Source organism: Micromonospora sp. WMMD729, from assembly GCF_049315225.1.
In the GTDB taxonomy this organism is placed as follows: Bacteria; Actinomycetota; Actinomycetes; order Mycobacteriales; family Micromonosporaceae; genus Micromonospora.
Map to the genome: position 1 here is coordinate 265,113 of NZ_CP186059.1, position 19,925 is coordinate 285,037.

18 protein-coding genes are annotated in these 19,925 nt (G+C 73.4%); 8 read left to right on the forward strand and 10 right to left on the reverse strand.

The features are described 5' to 3' along the window. Window positions 1-41: 41 nt before the first annotated feature. Window positions 42-647, reverse strand: a complete 606-nt coding sequence (locus ACN263_RS01215; protein WP_422737989.1) for a hemerythrin domain-containing protein — start codon at window positions 645-647, stop codon at window positions 42-44. 179 nt (window positions 648-826) lie between these two features. On the opposite strand from ACN263_RS01215, the gene ACN263_RS01220 reads away from it, so the two are divergent. Further along, window positions 827-2,149: an FUSC family protein gene (locus tag ACN263_RS01220; RefSeq protein ID WP_422737990.1), complete on the forward strand. Its 1,323-nt coding sequence runs from the start codon at window positions 827-829 to the stop codon at window positions 2,147-2,149. Between the two features lie 8 nt (window positions 2,150-2,157). On the opposite strand, the gene ACN263_RS01225 is transcribed toward ACN263_RS01220, so the two are convergent. The 8 genes from ACN263_RS01225 to eccB form a co-directional block, all read right to left on the reverse strand. Then, window positions 2,158-2,802 (reverse strand): C39 family peptidase, encoded by a 645-nt coding sequence (locus ACN263_RS01225; protein ID WP_422737991.1) that lies wholly within the window; start codon window positions 2,800-2,802, stop codon window positions 2,158-2,160. A 212-nt stretch (window positions 2,803-3,014) separates the two neighbouring features. Beyond that, window positions 3,015-3,422, reverse strand: a complete 408-nt coding sequence (locus ACN263_RS01230; protein WP_422737992.1) for a pyridoxamine 5'-phosphate oxidase family protein — start codon at window positions 3,420-3,422, stop codon at window positions 3,015-3,017. 30 nt (window positions 3,423-3,452) lie between these two features. After that, window positions 3,453-3,791 carry a hypothetical protein gene (locus ACN263_RS01235; protein WP_422737993.1) on the reverse strand — a complete coding sequence of 113 codons (339 nt, stop codon included), beginning with the start codon at window positions 3,789-3,791 and terminating at the stop codon, window positions 3,453-3,455. Between the two features lie 68 nt (window positions 3,792-3,859). Next, the gene (locus tag ACN263_RS01240) at window positions 3,860-4,657 is read right to left on the reverse strand and encodes a hypothetical protein (protein ID WP_422737994.1); all 798 of its coding nucleotides are present in this window, start codon (window positions 4,655-4,657) and stop codon (window positions 3,860-3,862) included. A 233-nt stretch (window positions 4,658-4,890) separates the two neighbouring features. After that, window positions 4,891-5,247, reverse strand: coding sequence for a hypothetical protein (locus ACN263_RS01245; RefSeq protein ID WP_422737995.1), 357 nt, complete (start codon window positions 5,245-5,247; stop codon window positions 4,891-4,893). A 190-nt stretch (window positions 5,248-5,437) separates the two neighbouring features. Continuing rightward, a complete protein-coding gene (locus ACN263_RS01250; protein ID WP_422737996.1) occupies window positions 5,438-6,721 on the reverse strand; it encodes a WXG100 family type VII secretion target in 1,284 nt (427 codons plus the stop codon). Then, entirely contained in the window at window positions 6,714-7,082 is a 369-nt protein-coding gene (locus ACN263_RS01255) for a hypothetical protein (protein WP_422737997.1), read from the reverse strand. Before ACN263_RS01255 ends, ACN263_RS01250 begins: the two co-directional genes overlap by 8 nt. A gap of 87 nt (window positions 7,083-7,169) precedes the next feature. Next, on the reverse strand, window positions 7,170-8,696 hold the full coding sequence (eccB, locus tag ACN263_RS01260) for a type VII secretion protein EccB (protein WP_422737998.1): 1,527 nt from the start codon (window positions 8,694-8,696) through the stop codon (window positions 7,170-7,172). A gap of 148 nt (window positions 8,697-8,844) precedes the next feature. On the opposite strand from eccB, the gene ACN263_RS01265 reads away from it, so the two are divergent. Beyond that, window positions 8,845-10,032, forward strand: coding sequence for a type VII secretion protein EccE (locus ACN263_RS01265; protein WP_422737999.1), 1,188 nt, complete (start codon window positions 8,845-8,847; stop codon window positions 10,030-10,032). 8 nt (window positions 10,033-10,040) lie between these two features. Here ACN263_RS01265 and eccD read toward each other — a convergent pair whose 3' ends face one another. Next, window positions 10,041-11,441 (reverse strand): type VII secretion integral membrane protein EccD, encoded by a 1,401-nt coding sequence (gene eccD / locus ACN263_RS01270; RefSeq protein ID WP_422738000.1) that lies wholly within the window; start codon window positions 11,439-11,441, stop codon window positions 10,041-10,043. A gap of 166 nt (window positions 11,442-11,607) precedes the next feature. Here eccD and eccCa point away from each other — a divergent pair, with 166 nt between their 5' ends. The 6 genes from eccCa (at window position 11,608) to ACN263_RS01300 (ending at window position 19,871) form a co-directional block, all read left to right on the forward strand. Continuing rightward, a complete protein-coding gene (gene eccCa / locus ACN263_RS01275; protein WP_422738001.1) occupies window positions 11,608-15,570 on the forward strand; it encodes a type VII secretion protein EccCa in 3,963 nt (1,320 codons plus the stop codon). A gap of 216 nt (window positions 15,571-15,786) precedes the next feature. Next, window positions 15,787-16,095, forward strand: coding sequence for a WXG100 family type VII secretion target (locus tag ACN263_RS01280; protein ID WP_355049151.1), 309 nt, complete (start codon window positions 15,787-15,789; stop codon window positions 16,093-16,095). Between the two features lie 25 nt (window positions 16,096-16,120). Then, the gene (locus ACN263_RS01285; protein WP_354855539.1) at window positions 16,121-16,399 is read left to right on the forward strand and encodes a WXG100 family type VII secretion target; all 279 of its coding nucleotides are present in this window, start codon (window positions 16,121-16,123) and stop codon (window positions 16,397-16,399) included. Between the two features lie 117 nt (window positions 16,400-16,516). Then, complete coding sequence (locus ACN263_RS01290; protein WP_422738002.1) at window positions 16,517-17,917, forward strand: S8 family serine peptidase; 1,401 nt, start codon at window positions 16,517-16,519, stop codon at window positions 17,915-17,917. Window positions 17,918-17,954: 37 nt separating this feature from the next. Further along, the gene (locus tag ACN263_RS01295; protein ID WP_422738003.1) at window positions 17,955-18,518 is read left to right on the forward strand and encodes a hypothetical protein; all 564 of its coding nucleotides are present in this window, start codon (window positions 17,955-17,957) and stop codon (window positions 18,516-18,518) included. Window positions 18,519-18,536: 18 nt separating this feature from the next. After that, window positions 18,537-19,871 carry a WXG100 family type VII secretion target gene (locus ACN263_RS01300; protein WP_422738004.1) on the forward strand — a complete coding sequence of 445 codons (1,335 nt, stop codon included), beginning with the start codon at window positions 18,537-18,539 and terminating at the stop codon, window positions 19,869-19,871. Window positions 19,872-19,925: the final 54 nt, after the last annotated feature.

A 19,925-nucleotide genomic window follows, 5' to 3' on the forward strand; every position in this document is an offset into this window, starting at 1 on the left:
ACTCGGCGACCCGGGACTGTCAGGTCCGGACCGTGTGTCGATCAGCGCTGCTGTTGCTCGCGTAGTTCGTCCATCGAGCTCGGCCGGTCACTGAGCGCGTCCCGCATCCGGTCGATCATCCCGGTGCCGGGGGCGAGCAGCTTGTTCGCCGGCGGGTGGTCCGGCGCGCTCGGGTGCGGGCGGGTCGGGGCGATCTTCTTGAACGCCGTCACCTTGCCGGCCAGCTCGACCAACTCCTCCCGGGCGGTGGCGGCGCGCAACCGGGGGAACAGGTCGTTCTCCTCGTCCCGCACGTGGTGCCGGATGGTGCTGGTCAGGTGGGCCAGCAACTCGTCGAAGCGGGGGTCGGACACCTCGACCGACTCCAGGTCCTTCATCGTGCGCTCGGCGTCGGCATGCTCGGTGATCTCGTGGTCGGCGATCTGGTCGCCGTCGGGCAGGACCTTGCGGGCCGTCGGATAGACGTACGCCTCCTCGGCCACGGCGTGCCGCACCAGTTCGGCGATCACCACGTCGGCGAGCTGACGACGGTACTCGGGCGTGCCCTGGCGCGTCTCCAACTCGACGAAGAGGGTCTCGACCTCGTGGTGGTCGGCGACCAGGATGTCGACGACATCCTGCTCCCCGGTGCTCTGTGGACTGCTCATCTGGGCCCCTTACCGGTTGCGGATCGGTGGGTGTGAGGCCCCTGGTACCCCCGAGCGGTCGGGCAAACCTACGAACGCCGATGGATCGCACTCCGGTGACGGCGGGTGCCGCCGGTGCCGTTGGGACGGGCGGGGCGCGGCGGCACGGTTGACCGCGCCTCCGGGGGGTAACCGCCGCCATGCCCGACGACCGTCCACCCGCCGGCCACGACCGGTCGCGGCTCGACGAGGCTGCCGAGCGCAGCGGTCAGGCGGTCGACCGGGTGCGGCACCGCGGCGGCCAGGCCGGCCGGGTCCGTGCCCGGCAGTGGGAGGTCACCCTGGTGATCGCTGCCCAGGCCGGGCTGGCGGCGGCGCTCGCGGCCCTGATCGCCAAGCACTTCCTCGGCCCGGGTTCGCACGTCTTCGCGCCGGCCGCCGCCGTCGGTACGATCGCCACCGCCATCGGGCAGCGGGCCCGGCGCACCTTCGAGCTGCTGTTCGGCGTCGGACTGGGCATCGTCATCGGCGACACGCTGCGCTTCTTCCTCGGTTCGGGACCGTGGCAGACCGGGGTGGTCGTCGGCCTGGCCATCGCCAGCGCCCTGCTGGTGGCCGGGAAGGGCGGCCCGCTGGTCGGTCAGGCCGGCGGTACCGCCGTACTGATCGCCACGCTGGCCCCGATGGACCGGAGCCTGGAGGTGCCCCGGATCTTCGACGCGCTCGTCGGTGGGCTGGTCGGTCTGGTGGTGGTCGCGCTGTTGCTGCCGGTCAATCCCATGCGGGTGCTGGACCGGGCCGCCACACCGATCTTCACGATCCTGTGTGAACAACTCGACAAGCTGGGGCATGCGCTCCGGCAGCGCGACAGCGAACGGACCAGACACGTACTGGACACGCTGCGCGGCACCGAGGGGGATCTCGGCCGACTGCACGACGCGCTGAGCGGCGCGGAGGAAGTGGTGACGATTGCGCCCGTCCGTTGGCACCGCCGCCAGCAGTTCCACAGGTACGCCCGCAGCGCCGAGAATCTCGAACGGTTGATGCTGGACAGCCGCGTCCTCGCCCGCTGGTCGACGACGGCCCTGCAGTACGACGAGCCGATCCCGACCGAGCTGCCGGACGCGATCGGCCGGCTGGGACAGGCGGTGGCGAGGATGCGGACGGAGTGCCGGCTCGGCGACGACCCGCAGTGCACCCGCAAGTTGGTCGAGGAGTGTGCCGAGTTGGCCGGCCGGGCCGCCGCGAGGGGAGTCCGGTCGTTCGGCGACGCGATCGTCACCGGCCTGCGTACCGCGTCGAGCGACCTGCTCCGGGCTGCCGGCTGCGAACCGGACGACGCCAACCGGATGGTGCGCCGGGCGGCCGGCGCCGGCGAGTCGGCCATCGCTCCGCCGGTCCGGCGTGAGCTGCACCGTGCCCGGCCGACACGGGCCGTCCGCGCGCGTCGCCGGGCACACCTGGCCAGCCGCGGACGCGACAGCAGGACCGGCCCCTCCGCCCGGGAGAGGCCGGCCCGGTGAGCATCCGATCAGGAGGAGTAGCCGCGCTCGGCGATCCAGTTGGCGACCTTCGGCAGGGTCATCCAGTACTCGCCCAGCGCCGGGTCGGCCGGGTCGGCGACCCGGACGAGGTCGCCACCGTCGCGGTAGCCGACGAGGGTCAGGTAGTGGCCGCCCTCGTACGAGTGCGGGTTGCCGTCGGTGTCCACGGTCGTGCCCTTGATGTTGGCCACCACCGGGCGGCCGGCGTCGATCGCGGCCAGCACGTCCCGGCGCAGCTGCTCGACCTGGTCGGGGCGGGCCACCGAGTCACGGATCTCGGTGGTCCGGTAGTGACCGCCGGTCAGCTCGTTGAGCACGCGGGTGGTGTCCAGGGCGGACGGGGTGCCCGCCTCGGTGGTGCCGAGCCGCTTGGCCACCTCGTCCTGGGAGAGCGCCTTGCCCTGGGCCGAGAGCGCGATGCGGGTCGCGGCCGGGCCGCAGTAGAAGAAGTTCGGCTGCGCCTGGTAGTCGACGTCGAGGACCCGCTCGGCGCTGCGGCCGGTCTGGCTCGACGAGGACGGGGTTGCCGGCGCGGGTGCGGCCTGCGCGGCGACGGCGGGGCCGAGGGCGCAACCGCCGGCGACCAGCAGGCCGACGACGGACAGGCCACTCTTCTGCACGATCGGGTTCATGGTCGAGTCTCCGTTCGGGGGTAGCCGCCTCCGTGGCGGTCTCGGCCGTGGTTACCGGGGACGTAACGGCCCTGCTCCGGGCGGCATTCCGCCGCCGGCTGCCGGTGTCGGCGTCGCGACCTGGCGTAACGACCGCCGACGGTGGGGGATTCCGCACGGCGTGTGGCGCACGGCAGCGCGGGGCTAACCCGACATAGGTGACGGGACGGACGTCAGAGACTGCCGAGCAGTTTCGTCACCGTGATCTCGATGACCACGCGCTCCGAATTCGGGCGTGGGGTCCGATAGCGCTCGGCGTACCGGCGTTCCGCCTCCGCGACGGCCGCCCGGTCCGATCGGAGCACCGCCCGGCCCTCGATCGTCAACCAGCGGCGGCCATCCACCTGGCAGACGGCCACCGGGGTGCCCTCCGCGCCGGCGGCGGCCACCTGCCGAGCCTTGCGGGACGTTCCGGAGGTGATCACGCGGGCCAGCCCGGCCGCCGGATCGAGGGTGACCCCGACGGGTACCACATGTGGGGTGCCGTCGGCGCGCAGCGTGGTCAGCGTCGCGAGGTGCCGCTCGGCACAGAAGGCGGCCACCCGGTCGTCGTGGACGTCCAGTCGATGATCACCGGCCACCTGTGTCTCCCGTCCTGCGCGCCAACCTGATCATCGTACGGAGCGGGTGCGGTCCGGGGCCGGCGGAGCATCCGGCTGCCCGGGCAGCCGACGGTCCGCCGCCCGACGCTTGTGGACGAGCCGGGTGAGATAGATCAGCGCGGCGGCCAGGACACCCATGTCGTCCAGGTAGATCGGGTCCGGGAGGATGTCCACCGGGAAGATCGTGTAGATCAATGCCCCGTAGAAGGCCACCTTGCCGCCCGCGCCGAGCCCGGTGAGCAGCCGCCTCGTACGCACCACCCGCACCGCCAGCACCACCGCACCGACAAGTGTGGCGAGCGCCAGGATGCCGGCGACCACCACGAGGACCCACGACTGTCGGGACATGCCGTCACGCTAACCCACCGACGCCGACCCGGCCCGGAACGTCCACCGCCACGGCTGCCCCGTACCGGTCAGAACGCCGGGACCGCCGCCCGGCCCCGGGCGACCACCACGTTCTCCCGGGTCTGCTCGACGGCCGGCCGGAGCACCTCGCTGAGCGGCAGTACCGAGGCCGACTCCGCCCGGCGCCGGCCCGTCGCCGCGTGGGCCTCCGTACGGAGACTGCGCGCCGCCGCCACGGCCAGCTCCGCGGCCCGCCAGGCTGCCTGCTCGGCCTGCACGGCGGCGGTGTGCCGGGCCGCCAGGTTGTCGCGGACGGCCCGTTGCAGCACGAGTTCCTGCTCCACCGGGTGCAGCCGCGGATCCCAGCCGCCGCGGTGTGCGAAGACGTCACTGAGCTGCTCCACCGACAGTTCCCGCCGCCAGTACGCGTCCAGCGCGGCCCGGTGCAGGTAGCGCTCGCGGTCCGCGTACTCGGCCGGCGTCCGGACCGTCTGCGGCAATGGCATCGCGGCTGCCGCGACGAGGCGCCGCACGCCCGCCTCGGCCACCTCCAGCGCCTGCCAGGCGGCCTCGACCGTCTCCTGCGCGGCCACCCACTCGGCCCGTCGGCGCTGGGCGGTGGCGGTGGCGCGTTCGGCGGCCACCGCGATCTCCTGCGCGTAGCGGCTCTGCTCGCGCTCCCGGAGCGCCTCTTCGAGGTTGCTGGGCATGGCCGCGTCGCGGATGCGGGCGGCCGGGTCGAGGCGGAGACGACCGGGTCGTACCAGGAGTGCGGCGACGGCGAACACCACCACCCCGAGCAGGCTCAGCCAGATGGCGGCGGCTCGGGGTACGTCGGGCAGGACGGCGGAGAGGACGGTCTGCATGATCAGCACCTCGCGGTCGGATGACGGTATCGAGGGACGGGTCCCGACCGGACCGGGCCGTCGCTCGACGCGTCGGGCTCCCGGTGGTCGGGGTGAGCTGTGCGGAGGGCTCGCCGGGGCGCAGCGCCGTCACCGAGCCGATGGGCCGGAGCGGATGCGGCTGCGCGGCGGGCACCCGGCTGCCGACCCTGCGGCGGGTCGGACGGAGCGTCGGGTGACCGGGCGGCCCGGGGTCAGCGGGTGGGCGGGCCGCGTCGGGAGGGGACGCCCCGGCCGGGCTCGCCGGCCGGCGTGTGCGCCACGCCCGCGAGGACCGCAAGGGCCGGTACGGCGGCGTTCCCGTCGGCCGGTCGGGCCGGGGCCGGCTGGCTCGTACGCTCGACGGTCGGGGCGGCGTCGGGTCGGACGGCGTCCACCCGGCTGCTCACGGCACTCGGTCGCAGTTGCGTCGCGGTGGGCGGCGGGGTGGCGGCGATAGCGCCGCCGAGGCCGACCGCGAGCACCAGCGCGGTGACCGCCAGCCGGGTCAGCTCCCGCAGCGACCGCAGCACGGCCCAGCGGGCCGGGCGGACCAGAGCTGCGGATGACACACCACCAACCTATCGCCCGGCGGTGCGCGGCGCAGCACGGCGGTGGCCACCACGGGCGTGACCACGGCCACCGCTGACACTGTGGACGGTGCTGGCCCGCTCTCTCCCGCTTCGGGGCCGACGTGCGGCGACCCCCGCCGGAGTGAATCCGGCGGGGGTCGCCATCGTCTCGGGTGCGCTGTCCGGGCGGTCAGCCGCCGGTGCCGAGCACCGGCGGCGCGGCGTCTCCGCCGTCCCGCCACACCATCTCGTCCTCGGTCAGCCAGGTCAGCCGGTCGTCGGACTCGTCGTCCTCGCCACGGCCGTGCCCGCCGAGCACCCCGGGACGACCGCTCGTCCGACCGTTGCCCGTGAGGCCCTGCCGACCGCCCGCGGCAGCCCGACCGGACTCGCCACGCCGGCCGTCGATGCTCCGCCCGACGCCGCTGGCCGACCGGCTCTCGGCTGCGGCGGCCCCACCGGTCGGCCGGGCCGACGTGGTGGGCGTACTGCTGGAACCGGCGAGCGCCGAGGTGCGCAGCACCCCACCGGCCGGTGCGCCGCCGGGTGCCCCGAAGAGCAGGCTCGGGCCGCCCGTGGCGCTCGCGGGCATGGTGGTCGGCCCGGACAGGCCGGCCAGCCCGGCCGCCCCGCCGGCGAGCAACGCCCCGCTGACCAGCGGGTCCGCGCCGGCCAGGGAGGTGGTGCCCGACGGGTCGCCGTCGACGCCCCCGGGGCCGACGGCGACGACGGACGTGCCGCCGTCGTGGCCGGGAACGGAGCCGCCACCGGTGGTCGGCACCGGGGCCACGCCGTCGGGTGTGGCGATGGTCGCGCCGCCCGGGTGCCCGGCGAGACCGGTGGCGGTCGGAGCGGCCGACGGTGTCGTGCTGGCCGGACCGCTGCGGGGCGGCGGCCGGTCGTCGTTGACCGTGCGCGGCGTCTCCGGATCCGGCGGAGGCGGGTCCACCACCCGGTCGTAGGCGGAGAGGTCGTAACCGGCGGCCAACTCGGCCACCAGGTTCACCATCCGCTGGTGGGCCTTCTCCTGCTCCTCCTTGTCCTGCTGGTGGCCCATGATGCCGCCGACCACGGCGCCGGGCAGGCCGAAGGCCGCGCCCTTGAGCGCGCCGGAGATGGCCTGGTCGTTGTCGTCGGTCTCCTCCGGGCTCTCCGCCTTCTTGTGCGCGGTGCGCAGTTGACCGGCCATCATGGTGAGACCCTGCTTGACGCCGGACATGCCCTCGCCGAGGGCGTCGGAGTGGTTGACGATCAGCGTCAACCGGCGCTGGAACTCCCGGCCCGCCGAACCCGTCCAGGTGTTGCCGAGCTTCTCGAGGTCGCCCTTCAGCTCGCGGCCGAGGCCGTCGAGGATGCCCTTGAGCGAGGCCCACTGGGCGGCGATCCCCTCGATCTGCTCGGGCTTGCCGGCCATCACCGCGTCGTACAGCTCCTGGTGGCTCCGGCCCTGGTAGCGCTGGGTGTACTCAGACACGCCCATCCCCCTTCGGCTGCAACGCCCGGTCGACCCCGGTCAGCGCCGCGGTGATGTCGGTGGCGTTGGCCGCGTTACGCGCCTCGGCGGTGCGGTAGTTGGCGAGGATGGTGCCGGTCGCCTGCTGCGCCGCCAGCACCGCCTGCCGCAGCCGCTCGGCCTGCTCCACGTACGACTGATGAACCTCGCTGTAGCGGCGTGAGTTCTGTGTCGCGTCGGCGAACGAGCCCAGAGCCGGTGGACTGCACTGCATCTCGGTGTTGAGCTTGCGCAGCACGGACTCGGCCTGACTCAGCCGCAACGCGAGGTGTTGGTGGAAGTCCTCAAGGGACAGCAGGTCGACTTCCGTACGCCCGGTCATGGCAACATCCCCGTCGTTCTGGTTGACAACCGTCAGCGGACCCAGGTTAGTCCACCTCGGCGACCCGGGGCGACCCGTCCGACCCGCTCAGTCGTCGGCGCCGGTCGATCCCTCGGGGACCCCGCCACCAGTGCCGTCACCCGCCGGGGCGCTCGTGCCGGGCGTCGGTGCGGTCGGCTGCGCCGTCGCCGCGGCCGCCGCCGTGTCGCCGGGCGCGAACTGGGTGAGCGCGGTCTGCTGGTCCAGGGTCGGCCCGGTGGGAATCAACGCGAGCAGCGAACCGGGCACCGCCAGCGGGGTGACCCCTTCGTAGCCGAGGGCGGCCAGCGTCTCGGGCGACCCGAGCGGGTACCGGACCCCCTGCGGGCTGATCAGGTAGACCGTCGCGCCGGCGGCGCCGGACCCGCTGGTGCCGGCGCCGGGCGCCGCCTGGGCCAGTACGCCCTTGCCGCCGGGCAGCAGCACCGACTCGGCCGTCCGCACCGCGTCCCGGGCACCCTGTCGTACCGGTACCGAGCCCGGCTCGTCGCCCGCCAACTCCGCCGGCACCCGGTCGAAGACCTCCACGGTGGTGGTCGGCGGTCCACCGGCGGTGCCCTCCCGGTAGGTGGCGCAGAGCAGCGTCTGTCCGGCCCGGGCCGGATACAGGGTCGGCAGCGTCCGCGGCATGCCGTCCGGGTCCAGGCGCTGCTCGGTCAGCAGCCGCCCGGCCTGATCGGGGGTGATGTCGGTGATCCGACCGCCGCCACTGATCAGCAGCAGCGCGGTGATCTCACTGATCGAGACGAGACCCTCGCGCGCCAGCACGTAGTGCTGGCCGGCCGCCTGGAAGACCTGGCCGATGGCGGCGGGCCGACCGGCCACGCTCAGGCCGCTGCGCTCACCCATGTCGGGCAGCGCCGGCTTGCGCAGCGGCGGTCCGGCCGGTACGGCGTTGAGGAGCTGCTGCCCGACCGGCAGCGGCGCCGTACCCGTCATCCGCAACGCGGCGACGACCTGGTCACCGCCACGCATCTCGAGCCGGGAGTTGCCGGCCAGCAGATGCCGCTGACCGTCCACGGTCACCAGCACCGCGCGCTCGCCGAGCGGCGTGCCGCCGGGCAGCGCCCGGTTGATCACCACGCGGGTGGTGGAGTGGCGCGGGTCGACCGGGTCGGGCACGTCGCAGACCGACCAGGGCAGGCCGGTCAGCGACTTACGGTCCGGCAGCGCGTCGGGTGCGCCGACGATGCCGACGGTCCGGCCCCGGGGTCGGTTCCGCAGCGACGCCTGCGACATGGTGCGCACCGTGGGGTCCGGCTCGTTCAGGATCAGCCGGGCGGAGGTGTAGTTCAGCGTCGGGTGCAGTTGCCCCTGGGCGTACACGTAGGTGGCGCCGGTCTCCCGCTCGATGACCAGGGTGTTCTCGTCCAGCGGAGCGGTGTTGCCGGTCAACTGGCCGTACGCGCCCACGCCGCCGAGGACCACCGCGGCGGCGATCACGCTGCCGAAGACCGCCATGCCGAGCCGTCGCATGGGCAGGTTGGTGGTCTCCGGGTCGCCCGACATCAGCGCGGAGACGATCCGGCGGGTGACGAAGCGGTACGCCTGCACCTGATCGCGGCGGGTCCGCATGACTTACCTCCGGCGGGGTGGATCCGCGACGATGTCCTCGGGGTGCCGTCGCGGGCTTCCCTACGATAAGGGGCCGACGGCCGGTCCTCGGGGCCACCGCCGGACCACCCGGCACAGGAGCCGTACCGTCCAGGAGGGACAGTCAGCGATGACGCAGGTTCAGGCGCCACCCGCGGATGCCGTCGCCAGGCCGTCGGGTCCGCCGGCACGGGTCACCCCGGCGGCCGACCGACCCGGTCGGGGTCGCATCGGTCCGGTGCTGGTCGGCCAACTCGTCGTACTCGAGGTCTGTGCCGTCGCCGTCTGGGCCGCGACGGCCGGTCCGAGCTGGCTGCTCGCGACGGTGGCCGTCGTGGCGGCGGTGGTGGTGCTGTCCGTGTTCGCCCGCCGGGGTGGTCGCTGGTGGTACGAGGACGTGCTGCTGCGCCGCCGGCTGCGCCGTCGCCGCGAACGGGCCGCGGTGATCCTGGAGAGCGGTTCGGCGGCGGAGCCCCGGCTGGCCGCGCTGGCATCCGAGCTGGGCGTGATCGAGCTGACCGACCGGGGCACCCGGCTGGGCATCGGGCAGGACGACCAGGGTTGGTTCGCGGCGGTGGCGTTGCAACCGGCCAACGGCGCCGCGGTCGGCTCGGTGGACGCGTCGACGGTCGACCGCGCGTTGCGGGTGCTCGCCGACTTCTCGGCGCCGATCTCCCGGGCTCAGGTGGTCGCGCACACCCTGGTCTGGTACCCGGCGGCGGGCGCGCCACCGGCGGCGCACCGTACCGTCTGGGTGGCGCTGCGGCTCACGGTCCGCGACGCCCGGGTCGAGACGGTGACCCGCGGTGGCGGGCTGCCGGGCGTCCACCGCACGCTGGCCGCCGGGATCGGCCGGTTGGGCAAGGCGTTGACGGCCGCCGGTCTGTCCCACCGGCCACTGGGCCGCGACGAGCTGCGTGCCGCGGTGGTCTCGGCCGCCGGCCTGGACCTGGTGCCGGAACCGCCGACGGAGACCTGGTCGGGGCTGCGGGGCGGCGGCTGGACGCACCGCTGCCTGACCCTGCGGGGTCGGCCGGACGCGCCACTCGGTCCGCTGGTGGACGCGATCACCGCCACCTCCGCGCCCTCGCACACGGTGGCGGCGGCGGTGTCGCCCGACGGGCGCGTGGCGGCCCCGCTGCTGCGGGTCGCGGCCATGGACAACCACGTCGAGGCGCTGGTCAAGGTCGTCCGGGAGGTGGCGCAGCGCGCCGGCACGCCCGCCCGGCCGATGGACGGCCAGCACGGGCCGGGCGTCTACGCCAGCGCGCCGGTCGCCTCGGCGTTCGGCGGCGTCGGCCGGCGGCAGCCCCGCTGACCGTCCCGTCAGGGACGCAGGTTGACGATCCAGTCGTACATGCCGCAGACCCAGACGGCGAGCGGCACCAAGGCGATGATCAGCAGGATCTCGACGATGTCGAGCAGCCGACCCCACACCGGTGAGATCCGCTTACCGGCGACGGAGAGGCCGTAGATCAGGCTGACCACGGCCGCCAGCAGCAGGCCACCGAGAACCAGGCCGAGCCGGACCGCCAGCGCGCCGCCGGCGAAGGTCGCGGCGGCCGCCAGGCCCAGCCCGACGGTGCCGGCGAGCAGCACCGGGACGCGCTGCGCCCGGCCCAGCAGCGGACGCGCCCGCAGCAGCGACAACAGTGCCAGCACCAGGCACAGCAGCACGGCCGCCAGCCTGCCGTCCAGGGCCAGCACCAGCTCCGCGCCGAGCACCAGCAGTGACACCGTCCACAGCAGAGCGGTGAGGAACGAGTCCGCGCGATCGCTGCGCTCCAGCACCCGCCGTCCGTCCACCGTCTCGCTGTCGGTCTTCAGGTCGTCCGGGCCGGTGGGGATCGACGGCACCGGCAGCCGGGCCAGCCGGTAGGCGACCATCGGCAGCGCCGGCACCATGCCGAAGGCGACCGCCGCCACCACCGCCGCGCCGGCCGCCGCGTCCAGGTCGAGGAGCAGGCAGAGCAGCGCGCCCACGCCGGTCCCAGCGGCCAGGCCGATCGCCGCGAAGAAGAGCGGGTACCGGTCGTCACCGACGGCCAGCACGGCCACCGCCCCGGCGACCACCACGGCGGTGGCCGCGAGCAGGACGTGCGGGCTGGCCAGCTCGGTCAGCTTCCGGTCACCGGCGAGCAGCAGCAGGCCACCGGTACCCGCGTAGAGCAGCCCGGCCAGCGCCAGCACCGAGCCCGTCCGGCTGTCGCCCACGGCCCGGGCGAGCACCGCCGCGCCGACCAGCAGCGCCACCGCGACGAGTTGGGCGGCCAGCGCCGCGGGCAGGTGCGGAGGGCCGGTGAACAGGGCCGCCACCGCGCCCGCGCCGAGGGCCGCCGCCGCGAACAGCACGGCGAACGACCGGGTCGCGTCGACCTGCCAGGAACCGGGCCGCTGCGTGGTGGCGGTGGCGACCGCGTCCACCACGTCGTCGAAGACGATCTCCGGGGCGGCGGCCGACCGTGGGTTGAAGTACAGCACCTCGCCGTCGCGGACACCGAGCTGAGCGGCGGTACGACCACCGTCCAGCGGTGCTGCGCCCAGGCGGGACAGCGCCCAGCCGCCGTGCCGCACCCCGTCGTCGGCCAGGTCCTCCCCCGCGTAGCGCAGCAGGGTGGGCAACAGGTCGGCCAGCGGTACGTCCGACGGCAGCGCCAGGTCCATCCGGGTACGGGGGGCCACAATGGTGATCCGGCTCAGACCGCCGGTCGCCGACTTCGTAGCCACAGTGGCCTCCTGGTGTCCATCTACGATCAGCGGGCCGCGGTGCCACGGTGCGGGTGCACCGCGCCCACGGGAGATTACCTACGATGACGGGCACGTACAGTGCCCACCCGCGAGCTTCGCGCCGCGCCGGCACGACGGCAGGGCCGCTTCTGGGGAGGAGACAGCCGTGAGCACGGTGGTGTTCCGCCGACCTCCGCGCCAACCGGGGCCGGCCTTGCCGCGCGGTGAGGTGGTGCTGGAGTCCCCGCCCGAGCTGCCCGAGCCGACACCGCGCGGGATGGGGCAGCTGCTCATGATCCTGCCGATGGTCTGCGGCGTCGGCGCGATGGCGTTCCTCTACGCCGGCCGGGGCGGCGGCATGATGACGTACGTCGCGGGTGGACTGTTCGGTGTGTCGATGCTCGGCATGGCCATCGGCTCGCTCAGCAACGGCGGCAACGACAAGGCCGAGCTGAACGCCGACCGCCGCGACTACATGCGCTACCTCGCGCAGATGCGCAAGCGCACCCGGCGTGCGGCGGCCCAGCAGCGCGACGCGATGGACTGGCGGCACCCCGAGCCCGACGCGCTCTGGTCGATCGCGGCGTCGCGCCGGTTGTGGGAACGGCGGATCACCGAGCCCGACTTCGGCGAGACCCGGATCGCGTTGGGCCCGCAGCGGCTCGCCGTGGAGATCGTCCCGCCGGAGACCAAGCCGGTCGAGGACCTGGAACCGATGAGTGCCATCGCGCTGCGGCGGTTCGTCCGCGCGCACACCACCGTGCCCGACCTGCCGACCGCGCTGTCGCTGCGCGCGTTCAGCCGGGTGGTGCTGCGCGGTGACCGGGATCCGGTGCTCGACCTGACCCGGGCCGCCCTGGGCCAGTTGGTGACCTTCCACGCCCCCGACGACCTGGTGGTCGCGGTGGTCGCCGCGCCCGACCGGCAGCCGGCCTGGGAGTGGGTGAAGTGGCTGCCGCACGCCCACCACAGTGGCCGGACGGACGCCGCCGGAGCCCGTCGTCTGGTCTTCGCCAGCCTGGCCGAGGCCGAGGACTCCCTCGCGGCGGATCTGGCCGGGCGACCCCGGTTCGCGGCCGAGGCGAAGCCGCTGACCACCGCGCCGCACCTGGTCGTGGTGGTCGACGGTGGCGAGATCTCGCCGACCTGCCAACTGGTGGGTCAGGGTCTGCTCGGCGTCACCATGATCGACCTGTCCGGGACGGTGCCGCGCGACGCCGGCCGCTGGTTGCTCTGCCTGGACACGGGCGACGGCCGTGCGCTCGACCTGGTCCGGGGCAACTCGACGTCACGGCTGGGCCGGCCGGACCGGCTCTCCGTCGATGCGGCCGAGGGGCTGGCCCGACAGATCGCGCCGTACCGGCTGTCGCAGCAGCAGACCAGCAATGAGGAGCCGCTGGCCCGCAGCATGGAGTTGCCGGACCTGCTCGGCGTCGGCGACGCCGCGGCGGTGGACGTGCACCAGACGTGGCGACCACGCGGTCACCGGGACCGACTGCGCATCCCGCTGGGTGTCGGCCCGGACGGCAACGTGGTTGAGTTGGACTTCAAGGAGTCCGCGCACGAGGGCATGGGTCCGCACGGCCTGGTCATCGGCGCGACCGGTTCCGGTAAGAGCGAGCTGCTCCGTACGGTGGTGGCCGCGCTGGCGGTGACCCATTCGTCGGAGGAGCTGAACTTCGTCCTGGTGGACTTCAAGGGCGGCGCCACGTTCGCCTCGTTGGAGGCGTTGCCGCACACCAGCGCGGTGATCACGAATCTGGCCGACGAGTTGCCGTTGGTCGACCGGATGCGCGACGCGCTGGCCGGCGAGATGGTGCGCCGGCAGGAGTTGCTGCGGGCGGCGGGCAACTACGTCTCGCGGTTCGAGTACGAGAAGGCGCGGGCGGCGGGTGAGCCGCTGGCGCCGATGCCGAGCTTGCTGATCATCTGTGACGAGTTCAGCGAGTTGTTGGCGGCGAAGCCGGACTTCATCGACCTGTTCGTGATGATCGGCCGGCTGGGCCGGTCGCTGGGTGTGCACCTGCTGCTGGCCTCGCAGCGCCTCGAGGAGGGCAAGTTGCGGGGTCTGGACACGCACCTGTCGTACCGGATCGGCTTGCGGACCTTCTCGGCGGTGGAGAGCCGGATCGTGCTCGGCGTGCCGGACGCGTACGAGCTGCCGAGCGCGCCGGGCCACGGCTACCTGAAGACCGACACCAGCACCATGCTGCGGTTCCGGGCCGCGTACGTGTCCGGGCCGTACCGGGCGCCCGGTCAGCAGGCCACCGCGTCGCAGGCCCTCGTGCAGCGGCGGATCGTGCCGTACGGCGTCAACTTCATCCCCGCCCAGGTGCCGCAGGTGTCGGTGGACACCGCGCCGGAGCCGGAGCAGTCCTCCGACGGCAAGGCCGTGGCCATGCTGGACGTGCTGATCGACCAGCTCAAGGGGCGCGGCCGCCCGGCCCACCAGGTGTGGCTGCCGCCGCTGGCCGACCCGCCGGGCCTCGGCGAGCTGCTGGGTCCGCTGGCCGTCGACCCGACCTACGGGTTGTGCACGGCGTCCTGGCCGGGCCGTGGGCGGCTGACGGTGCCGGTCGGCGTGGTGGACCGCCCGTACGAGCAGCGCCGCGATCCGATGATGGTCGAGTTGGCCGGCGCGGGCGGCAACGTGGTGATCGTCGGCGGTTCGCTCAGCGGCAAGAGCACCATGCTGCGGTCGCTGCTGGCCTCGCTGGCGCTCACCCACACCCCCCGTGAGGTGCAGTTCTTCTGCCTGGACTTCGGTGGCGGCGCGCTGCGCAGCCTGGAACGGCTGCCGCACATGGCCGGGGTGGCCGGTCGACGGGATGTCGAGGCGGTACGCCGCACGGTGGCCGAGGTGGTCGCGGTGCTGGACGAGCGGGAGACGCGCTTCGCCCAGCACGGCATCGACTCGGTGGCGAGCTACCGACGTCGGCGGGCGGCCGGCGAGTTCGCCGACGACCCGTTCGGCGACGTGTTCCTGGTGGTGGACGGCTGGAACACGCTGCGCCAGGACTACGAGGAGCTGGAGCAGACCATCACGACGCTCGCCAACCGGGGCCTCGGCTTCGGGGTGCACGTCGTGCTCACCGCGGTCCGGTGGGCGGAGATCCGGATCAACATGCGGGACCTGCTCGGCACCAAGCTGGAGCTGCGCCTGGGCGACGCCGCGGAGTCCGAGATCGACAGGCGCTCGGCGATGAACGTGCCGGAGAAGTCGCCCGGTCGCGGCCTGACCCGGGACAAGCTGCATTTCCTCACGGCCATCTCGCGGATCGACGGTCGCCGCGACATCGAGGACCTGAGCGAGGCGTCGGTCGCGCTGGCCGGGCACGTCGCGGCGAACTGGCCGGGGCGTCCCGCGCCGAAGGTACGGCTGCTGCCGCGCCGGCTGCCGGTGTCCGAGCTGGCCCGCATCATCGACCGTTCGGCGCCCGGCCTGCCGATCGGTGTCAACGAGTCGGCGCTCGCGCCGGTCTACCTGGACCTGGCGAACGAGCCGCACCTGACCGTCTTCGGCGACGCCGAGTGCGGCAAGACCAACCTGCTGCGGCTGATCGCCCGGGGCATCGCCGAGCGGTACACGCCGGCCCAGGCCCGGCTGGTGATCGCCGACTACCGGCGTGGCCTGCTGGGCGCGGTCGAGGGTGATCACCTGCTCGACTACGCGCCGTCCAACCAGGCGTTCGCGCAGGGGCTCGGTTCGATCCGCAGCGCGCTCTCCAACCGGCTGCCGGGCCCGGACGTGACCACCGCCCAGCTGCGGGACCGTAGCTGGTGGAAGGGCCCGGACCTGTACATCCTGGTCGACGACTACGACCTGGTGGCCTCCGGCGGCAGCAACCCGCTGAGCGCCCTGCACGAGCTGCTGCCGCAGGCGCGCGACATCGGGCTGCACCTGATCATCACCCGTCGGGTCGGCGGGGTGGCCCGGGCGCTCTACGAGCCGGTGCTGCAACGGCTGCGTGAGCTGGACTCGCCCGGCCTGCTGATGTCCGGCAACCGGGAGGAGGGCGCGGTGTTCGGCACGTTGCGTCCGAGCCCGCAGCCACCCGGTCGGGGCACGCTGGTCCGGCGGCGGGACGGCCAACAGCTCATCCAGACCGCCTGGTCCGAGCCGGCCTGATCGAGCCACTCGGCTGGTCCGTGTCCGCCGGTACGGGTCGAGCCGCCGGTCCGATCCACCACCATCCATCGAATGGCCCCGGTCAGGGCTGCGGTGGCTGGACCGGTTCCGCTACCGTCTCTGGTGGAGTGTCCGTCGGTGGGGTGTTGCTGCCTTGCCGCGGGGGAGGGGCGCGGCAGAGCCGACGCCACACAACATGACGGAAGGGTGTGAAGCATGGCGTTCGAGGTCGAAGCTGCGACTCTGCATACCGCCGCGAGTGACGTGCGGTCCACGCGCAGCGAGGTCGACGGCGAGCTGAAGAAGCTGTGGAACGTGGTCGACGACCTGGCCATGGCGTGGAAGGGTCAGGCGTCCACGGGGTTCCAGTCGCTCATGACTCGCTGGAACGAGGACACCGTGAGTCTGCTGACCGCGATGGACAACATCGCGGACCTGCTCGACAAGTCGGGTACGACGCACCAGGTCAACGACGAGGAGCAGCAGCAGATGCTGGACAAGTTCCACTCTGCTCTCAACCCGTGATCCGTAGCCAGCAGAGGAGGAAATCGTGACGATCAAGGTTGACTACGCGGTCCTCGAGAGCAGCAACCAGCAGATGCAGGCCATCTCGAAGACCATCGACGAGAAGCTGGACACGCTGCGGTCGATGCTGTCCAAGCTCCAGTGGGAGGGCGAGGACCGCACCGCCTACGAGCAGCACCAGGCAAAGTGGGACTCGTCGGTCCGGGACATCAACCGGATCCTCAACGAGATCGGTGGTGCCGTCGGCATCGCCCGCGAAAACTACGTCTCCACCGAGATGAGCAACTCCAAGGTGTGGGGCTGACACAATCACCGATGCGGCTCCGGTCCGGCTCGACCGGGCCGGAGCCGCATCGTGTTGGCGTCGGCGAGATACGGGAGAGCGATGCGTACGGGGAAGCCTTTCCGATCGGCACGCGCCGTGGGTGCGGCCGCGCTGGCGCTCTGCGCCGCGCTGACCCCCGCGGTGACCGTCGCGCCGGCGTCGGCCCGGGCCGCTGACACGGTCCGTGGCCTCCAGTGGTACCTGGACTACCTCAAGATCCCGGCCGCACACCAGATCACCAAGGGTGCGGGCGTCACGGTCGCCGTCGTCGACAGCGGAGTCGAGGCCAGTCACCCCGACCTGCGCGGCCAGGTGCTCGCGGGGCACGGCACCAACGCCACCGCCGCCCGGGACGGCCGGCGGGACGACGACAACGAGAAGGGGCACGGCACCTCGATGGCCGGCATCATCGCCGGGCGCGGCGGTGGCGCGATGCACGAGTTGGGCATCGCCCCGGCCGCGAAGATCCTCCCCGTCTCGACCGGCGCCAACTTCGACAGCCAGGACGTGCTCCTGGGCGTCCGGTGGGCCGCCGACAACGGCGCCGACGTCATCAACCTCTCGCTCGGCGACGAGAGGGCGGCTTCGCCGGAGCTGGTGGACGCCATCAACTACGCGCTGAGCAAGGACGCCGTCGTGGTCGCCTCCGCCGGCAACGTCGAGCAGGGCGATCGGGAAATCATCGCGCCGGCCAACATCCCCGGCGTCGTCGCGGTCACCGGATTCGACAAGCGGGGCGGCTTCTTCTCCGGCTCGGTGCAGGGCCCGGAGGCCGTCATCGCCAGTCCGATGGAGAGCATCATCGCGCCGGCGCCCAAGGCGGTCTCGCCGAATGGTTACACGGTGGCCAGTGGCACCAGTTCGGCGGCGGCCATCATCTCCGGCGTGGTGGCGCTGATCCGCGCGAAGTACCCGAAGCTCGACGCGCCCAACGTCATCAGCCGCCTGATCGAGACCGCCCGCGACGCCGGGCCGGCCGGCCGGGACCCGCAGTTCGGCTTCGGCCGGGTCGACCCGGTCGCCGCGCTGACCCGCTCGGTGCCCGCCGTGACGGCGAACCCGCTGCTCAAGGGCGAGGCCGCCGGGCCGACCCGCGCCGGCGGCGCGACCCGACCGGGCGACGACGGCGGCCCGGCGGTCGAGTTCGGCGTCTCGAACAAGACCGGCGCGATCGTCCAGGCGGGACTCTGTCTGGGTGTGCCGGTCATCGGGTTGATCGTGCTGATCGTGGTGCTGCGACGCCGCAAGCGGCGCACCCCACCGGCGGCCGTCGGCCCGTACCCGGGCGCACCCGGCGTGCCGCCACCCGGCTGGCCCGCCACCCAAACGCCACCGGCGGGTTACGGCCCGCCGCAGCAGCCCGTCTCCGGGTACGGCCCGCCACCGGGCCAGCCTGGGTACCCGCCGCCCGGTCAGCCGCCCGCGTCGACCGGGCCGGGCCAGTCCGGCTGGCCGGGCTCGGGCCCGCCGTCGCCGGGCCCGCATCAGCAACAGTGAGCGCACACCACCAGTCAGGGTTTCGGGGAGGGGACCGATGACGGACGACAGGACCACCCAGCCGGAACGGTACGTGAACGACGACCTGTACATCCCGGTCCCGGTGGGCGGGATGCCGACGTCGGGTCTGGCCGTGACCGGCCTGGAGATCGACAACGTCAACCACGCCGCCACGCCGGAGGGCCTGATCGCCGCGCCCGGTGAGGCCGGCGTCAAGACCGAGTGGGACGCGACCAGCCTGGACTCGGCCATCACCTGGTTGGAGACCCACGCCGCGTATTTGAACAAGCTCTCCTACGACATGGTCGACATCCAGGACCTGATGGGTGGCGCGGCCAGCGGCGTGGCGGGTGGGGCCGGCGGTCAGCCGAGCCCGCTCGGCGGGTTCGACTGGGCCAACCGGTTGGCCGCCAAGCACCAGGGGCTCTACCAGGGCACCGAGTCCGGTGTCCGCAAGCTCTCGCAGAGCCTGTACGACGCGGCGGAGGCGCTGCGCCAGGTGAAGCAGAACTACGAGACGGCGGAGGAGCAGAACAGGATGTCCGCCGCCGACATGCAGCGTGTCTTCGGCGACGTGGCCGGCAACGGCGACGGACGCTAGGACGGGGGAGGGCGACAGATGGGCCTGAGCTGGGAAGAGATGTGCCAGAAGGTCGTCATCGACGGCCGGCCGGGCGACGTGGAGAGCGCCGCCCTCGGTTGGGAACAACTGCTCAAGAATCTCAACCACGTCAAGGAGAGCCTCGACAAGAACATCAAGGACCTGGGTACGACCTGGAAGGGGCCAGCGTACGAGGCGTTCAAGGGTCACATCGAGCAGATCTCCAAGGACACCGGGCAGATCGTGGCGGACGCCGAGAAGGGCAACGGCATCGTCCAGTCGCTCAAGTCCGCCGCCGCCGACCTCACCGCGGCCCAGCGGGACTTCCCGATCCCGGCGACCTGCGTGAACGACGTGCTGGAGGCGCGCAACGCCAAGCTGACCCTCGGGGTCGGCTTCTTCGAGGCGAAGGTCTCGCCGGATTTCCTCGGCTGGTTCGACCCGGTGACCGCCATCGCCGACTGGATCAACGACCAGTCGGAGGACGCGGCCCGAGTCTACGAGAAGGTGAGCGGCGACTACCAGGCCACCGCGCCCGGCACCCCCGGCGAGGCTGACGGCTCCCAACGAAAAGCTCCGACAACCGAGATCCCCAACCTGGACAACGGTGGCGGCGGGGGCGGCGGTGGTGGTGGCGTGCCTAAGCTCGGCGGTGGCGGCGGCGGTGGTGGCCTGGGTGCCACACCCTCGATCGGCACCGGCGACATGCCGGGCACCGGCAACCTGCCCAGCGGGTCCGGCACCCACCCCGACCTCTCCGGCGGGTACGACACCGGCACCGGTGACTACCCGGGCACCGGGGGCGTACCCGGCGTGGACGACGGGTACAGCAGCGGCCTCGCGGGCGCGGGCGGTGGCGGCGCTCCCGGGCTCGGCTCCGGTCTGGGCGGCGGCCTCGGCTCCGGTGGCCTGGGATCTTCTCCCGGACTGGGCGGCGGTGGCGGCCTGGGCAGCGCCGGGGGAGGCGTGGGCGCTCTCGCGGGCGGCGGCGCGCTCGGTCGGGCGGTCTCCCCGGGCATGGGCCCGATGATGGGCGGCGGCGCGGCGGGCGCGGGTCGCGGTGGCGGCCGCGGCGCCGGTGGTCGACTCGGCGCGGGCGGCAAGCTGGCCGGTGGCATGGCACCCGGTATGGGCGGCGTCGCCGGTGGCGGCGGTGCCGGCCGGGGCGGTGCCGGTCGCGGCGCGGCAGGCGCCGGTGGGCGTGGCGCGGGTGCGCGCGGCGCCGGTGGTGTGGCCGGGACGGGTGGCGGCGCCGGCTACGGCGAAGAGGAATCCGCTCGCAACACCTGGCTGGAAGAGGACGAGGACGTGTGGGGCGCGGACGGCGGCGGCACCTCCGGCATCCTGCGTTGAGCGACGCGGCACGGCGCTGGTGCGCGACCGCGCCAGCGCCGTGCGCGCGATGAC

Coding starts and splice junctions, on each gene's coding strand:
- ACN263_RS01215 (WP_422737989.1), bottom strand. CDS start 647: ATGAGCAGTCCACAGAGCACCGGGGAGCAGGATGTCGTCGACATCCTG.
- ACN263_RS01220 (WP_422737990.1), top strand. CDS start 827: ATGCCCGACGACCGTCCACCCGCCGGCCACGACCGGTCGCGGCTCGAC.
- ACN263_RS01225 (WP_422737991.1), bottom strand. CDS start 2,802: ATGAACCCGATCGTGCAGAAGAGTGGCCTGTCCGTCGTCGGCCTGCTG.
- ACN263_RS01235 (WP_422737993.1), bottom strand. CDS start 3,791: ATGTCCCGACAGTCGTGGGTCCTCGTGGTGGTCGCCGGCATCCTGGCG.
- ACN263_RS01240 (WP_422737994.1), bottom strand. CDS start 4,657: ATGCAGACCGTCCTCTCCGCCGTCCTGCCCGACGTACCCCGAGCCGCC.
- ACN263_RS01255 (WP_422737997.1), bottom strand. CDS start 7,082: ATGACCGGGCGTACGGAAGTCGACCTGCTGTCCCTTGAGGACTTCCAC.
- eccB (WP_422737998.1), bottom strand. CDS start 8,696: ATGCGGACCCGCCGCGATCAGGTGCAGGCGTACCGCTTCGTCACCCGC.
- ACN263_RS01265 (WP_422737999.1), top strand. CDS start 8,845: ATGACGCAGGTTCAGGCGCCACCCGCGGATGCCGTCGCCAGGCCGTCG.
- ACN263_RS01280 (WP_355049151.1), top strand. CDS start 15,787: ATGGCGTTCGAGGTCGAAGCTGCGACTCTGCATACCGCCGCGAGTGAC.
- ACN263_RS01295 (WP_422738003.1), top strand. CDS start 17,955: ATGACGGACGACAGGACCACCCAGCCGGAACGGTACGTGAACGACGAC.
- ACN263_RS01300 (WP_422738004.1), top strand. CDS start 18,537: ATGGGCCTGAGCTGGGAAGAGATGTGCCAGAAGGTCGTCATCGACGGC.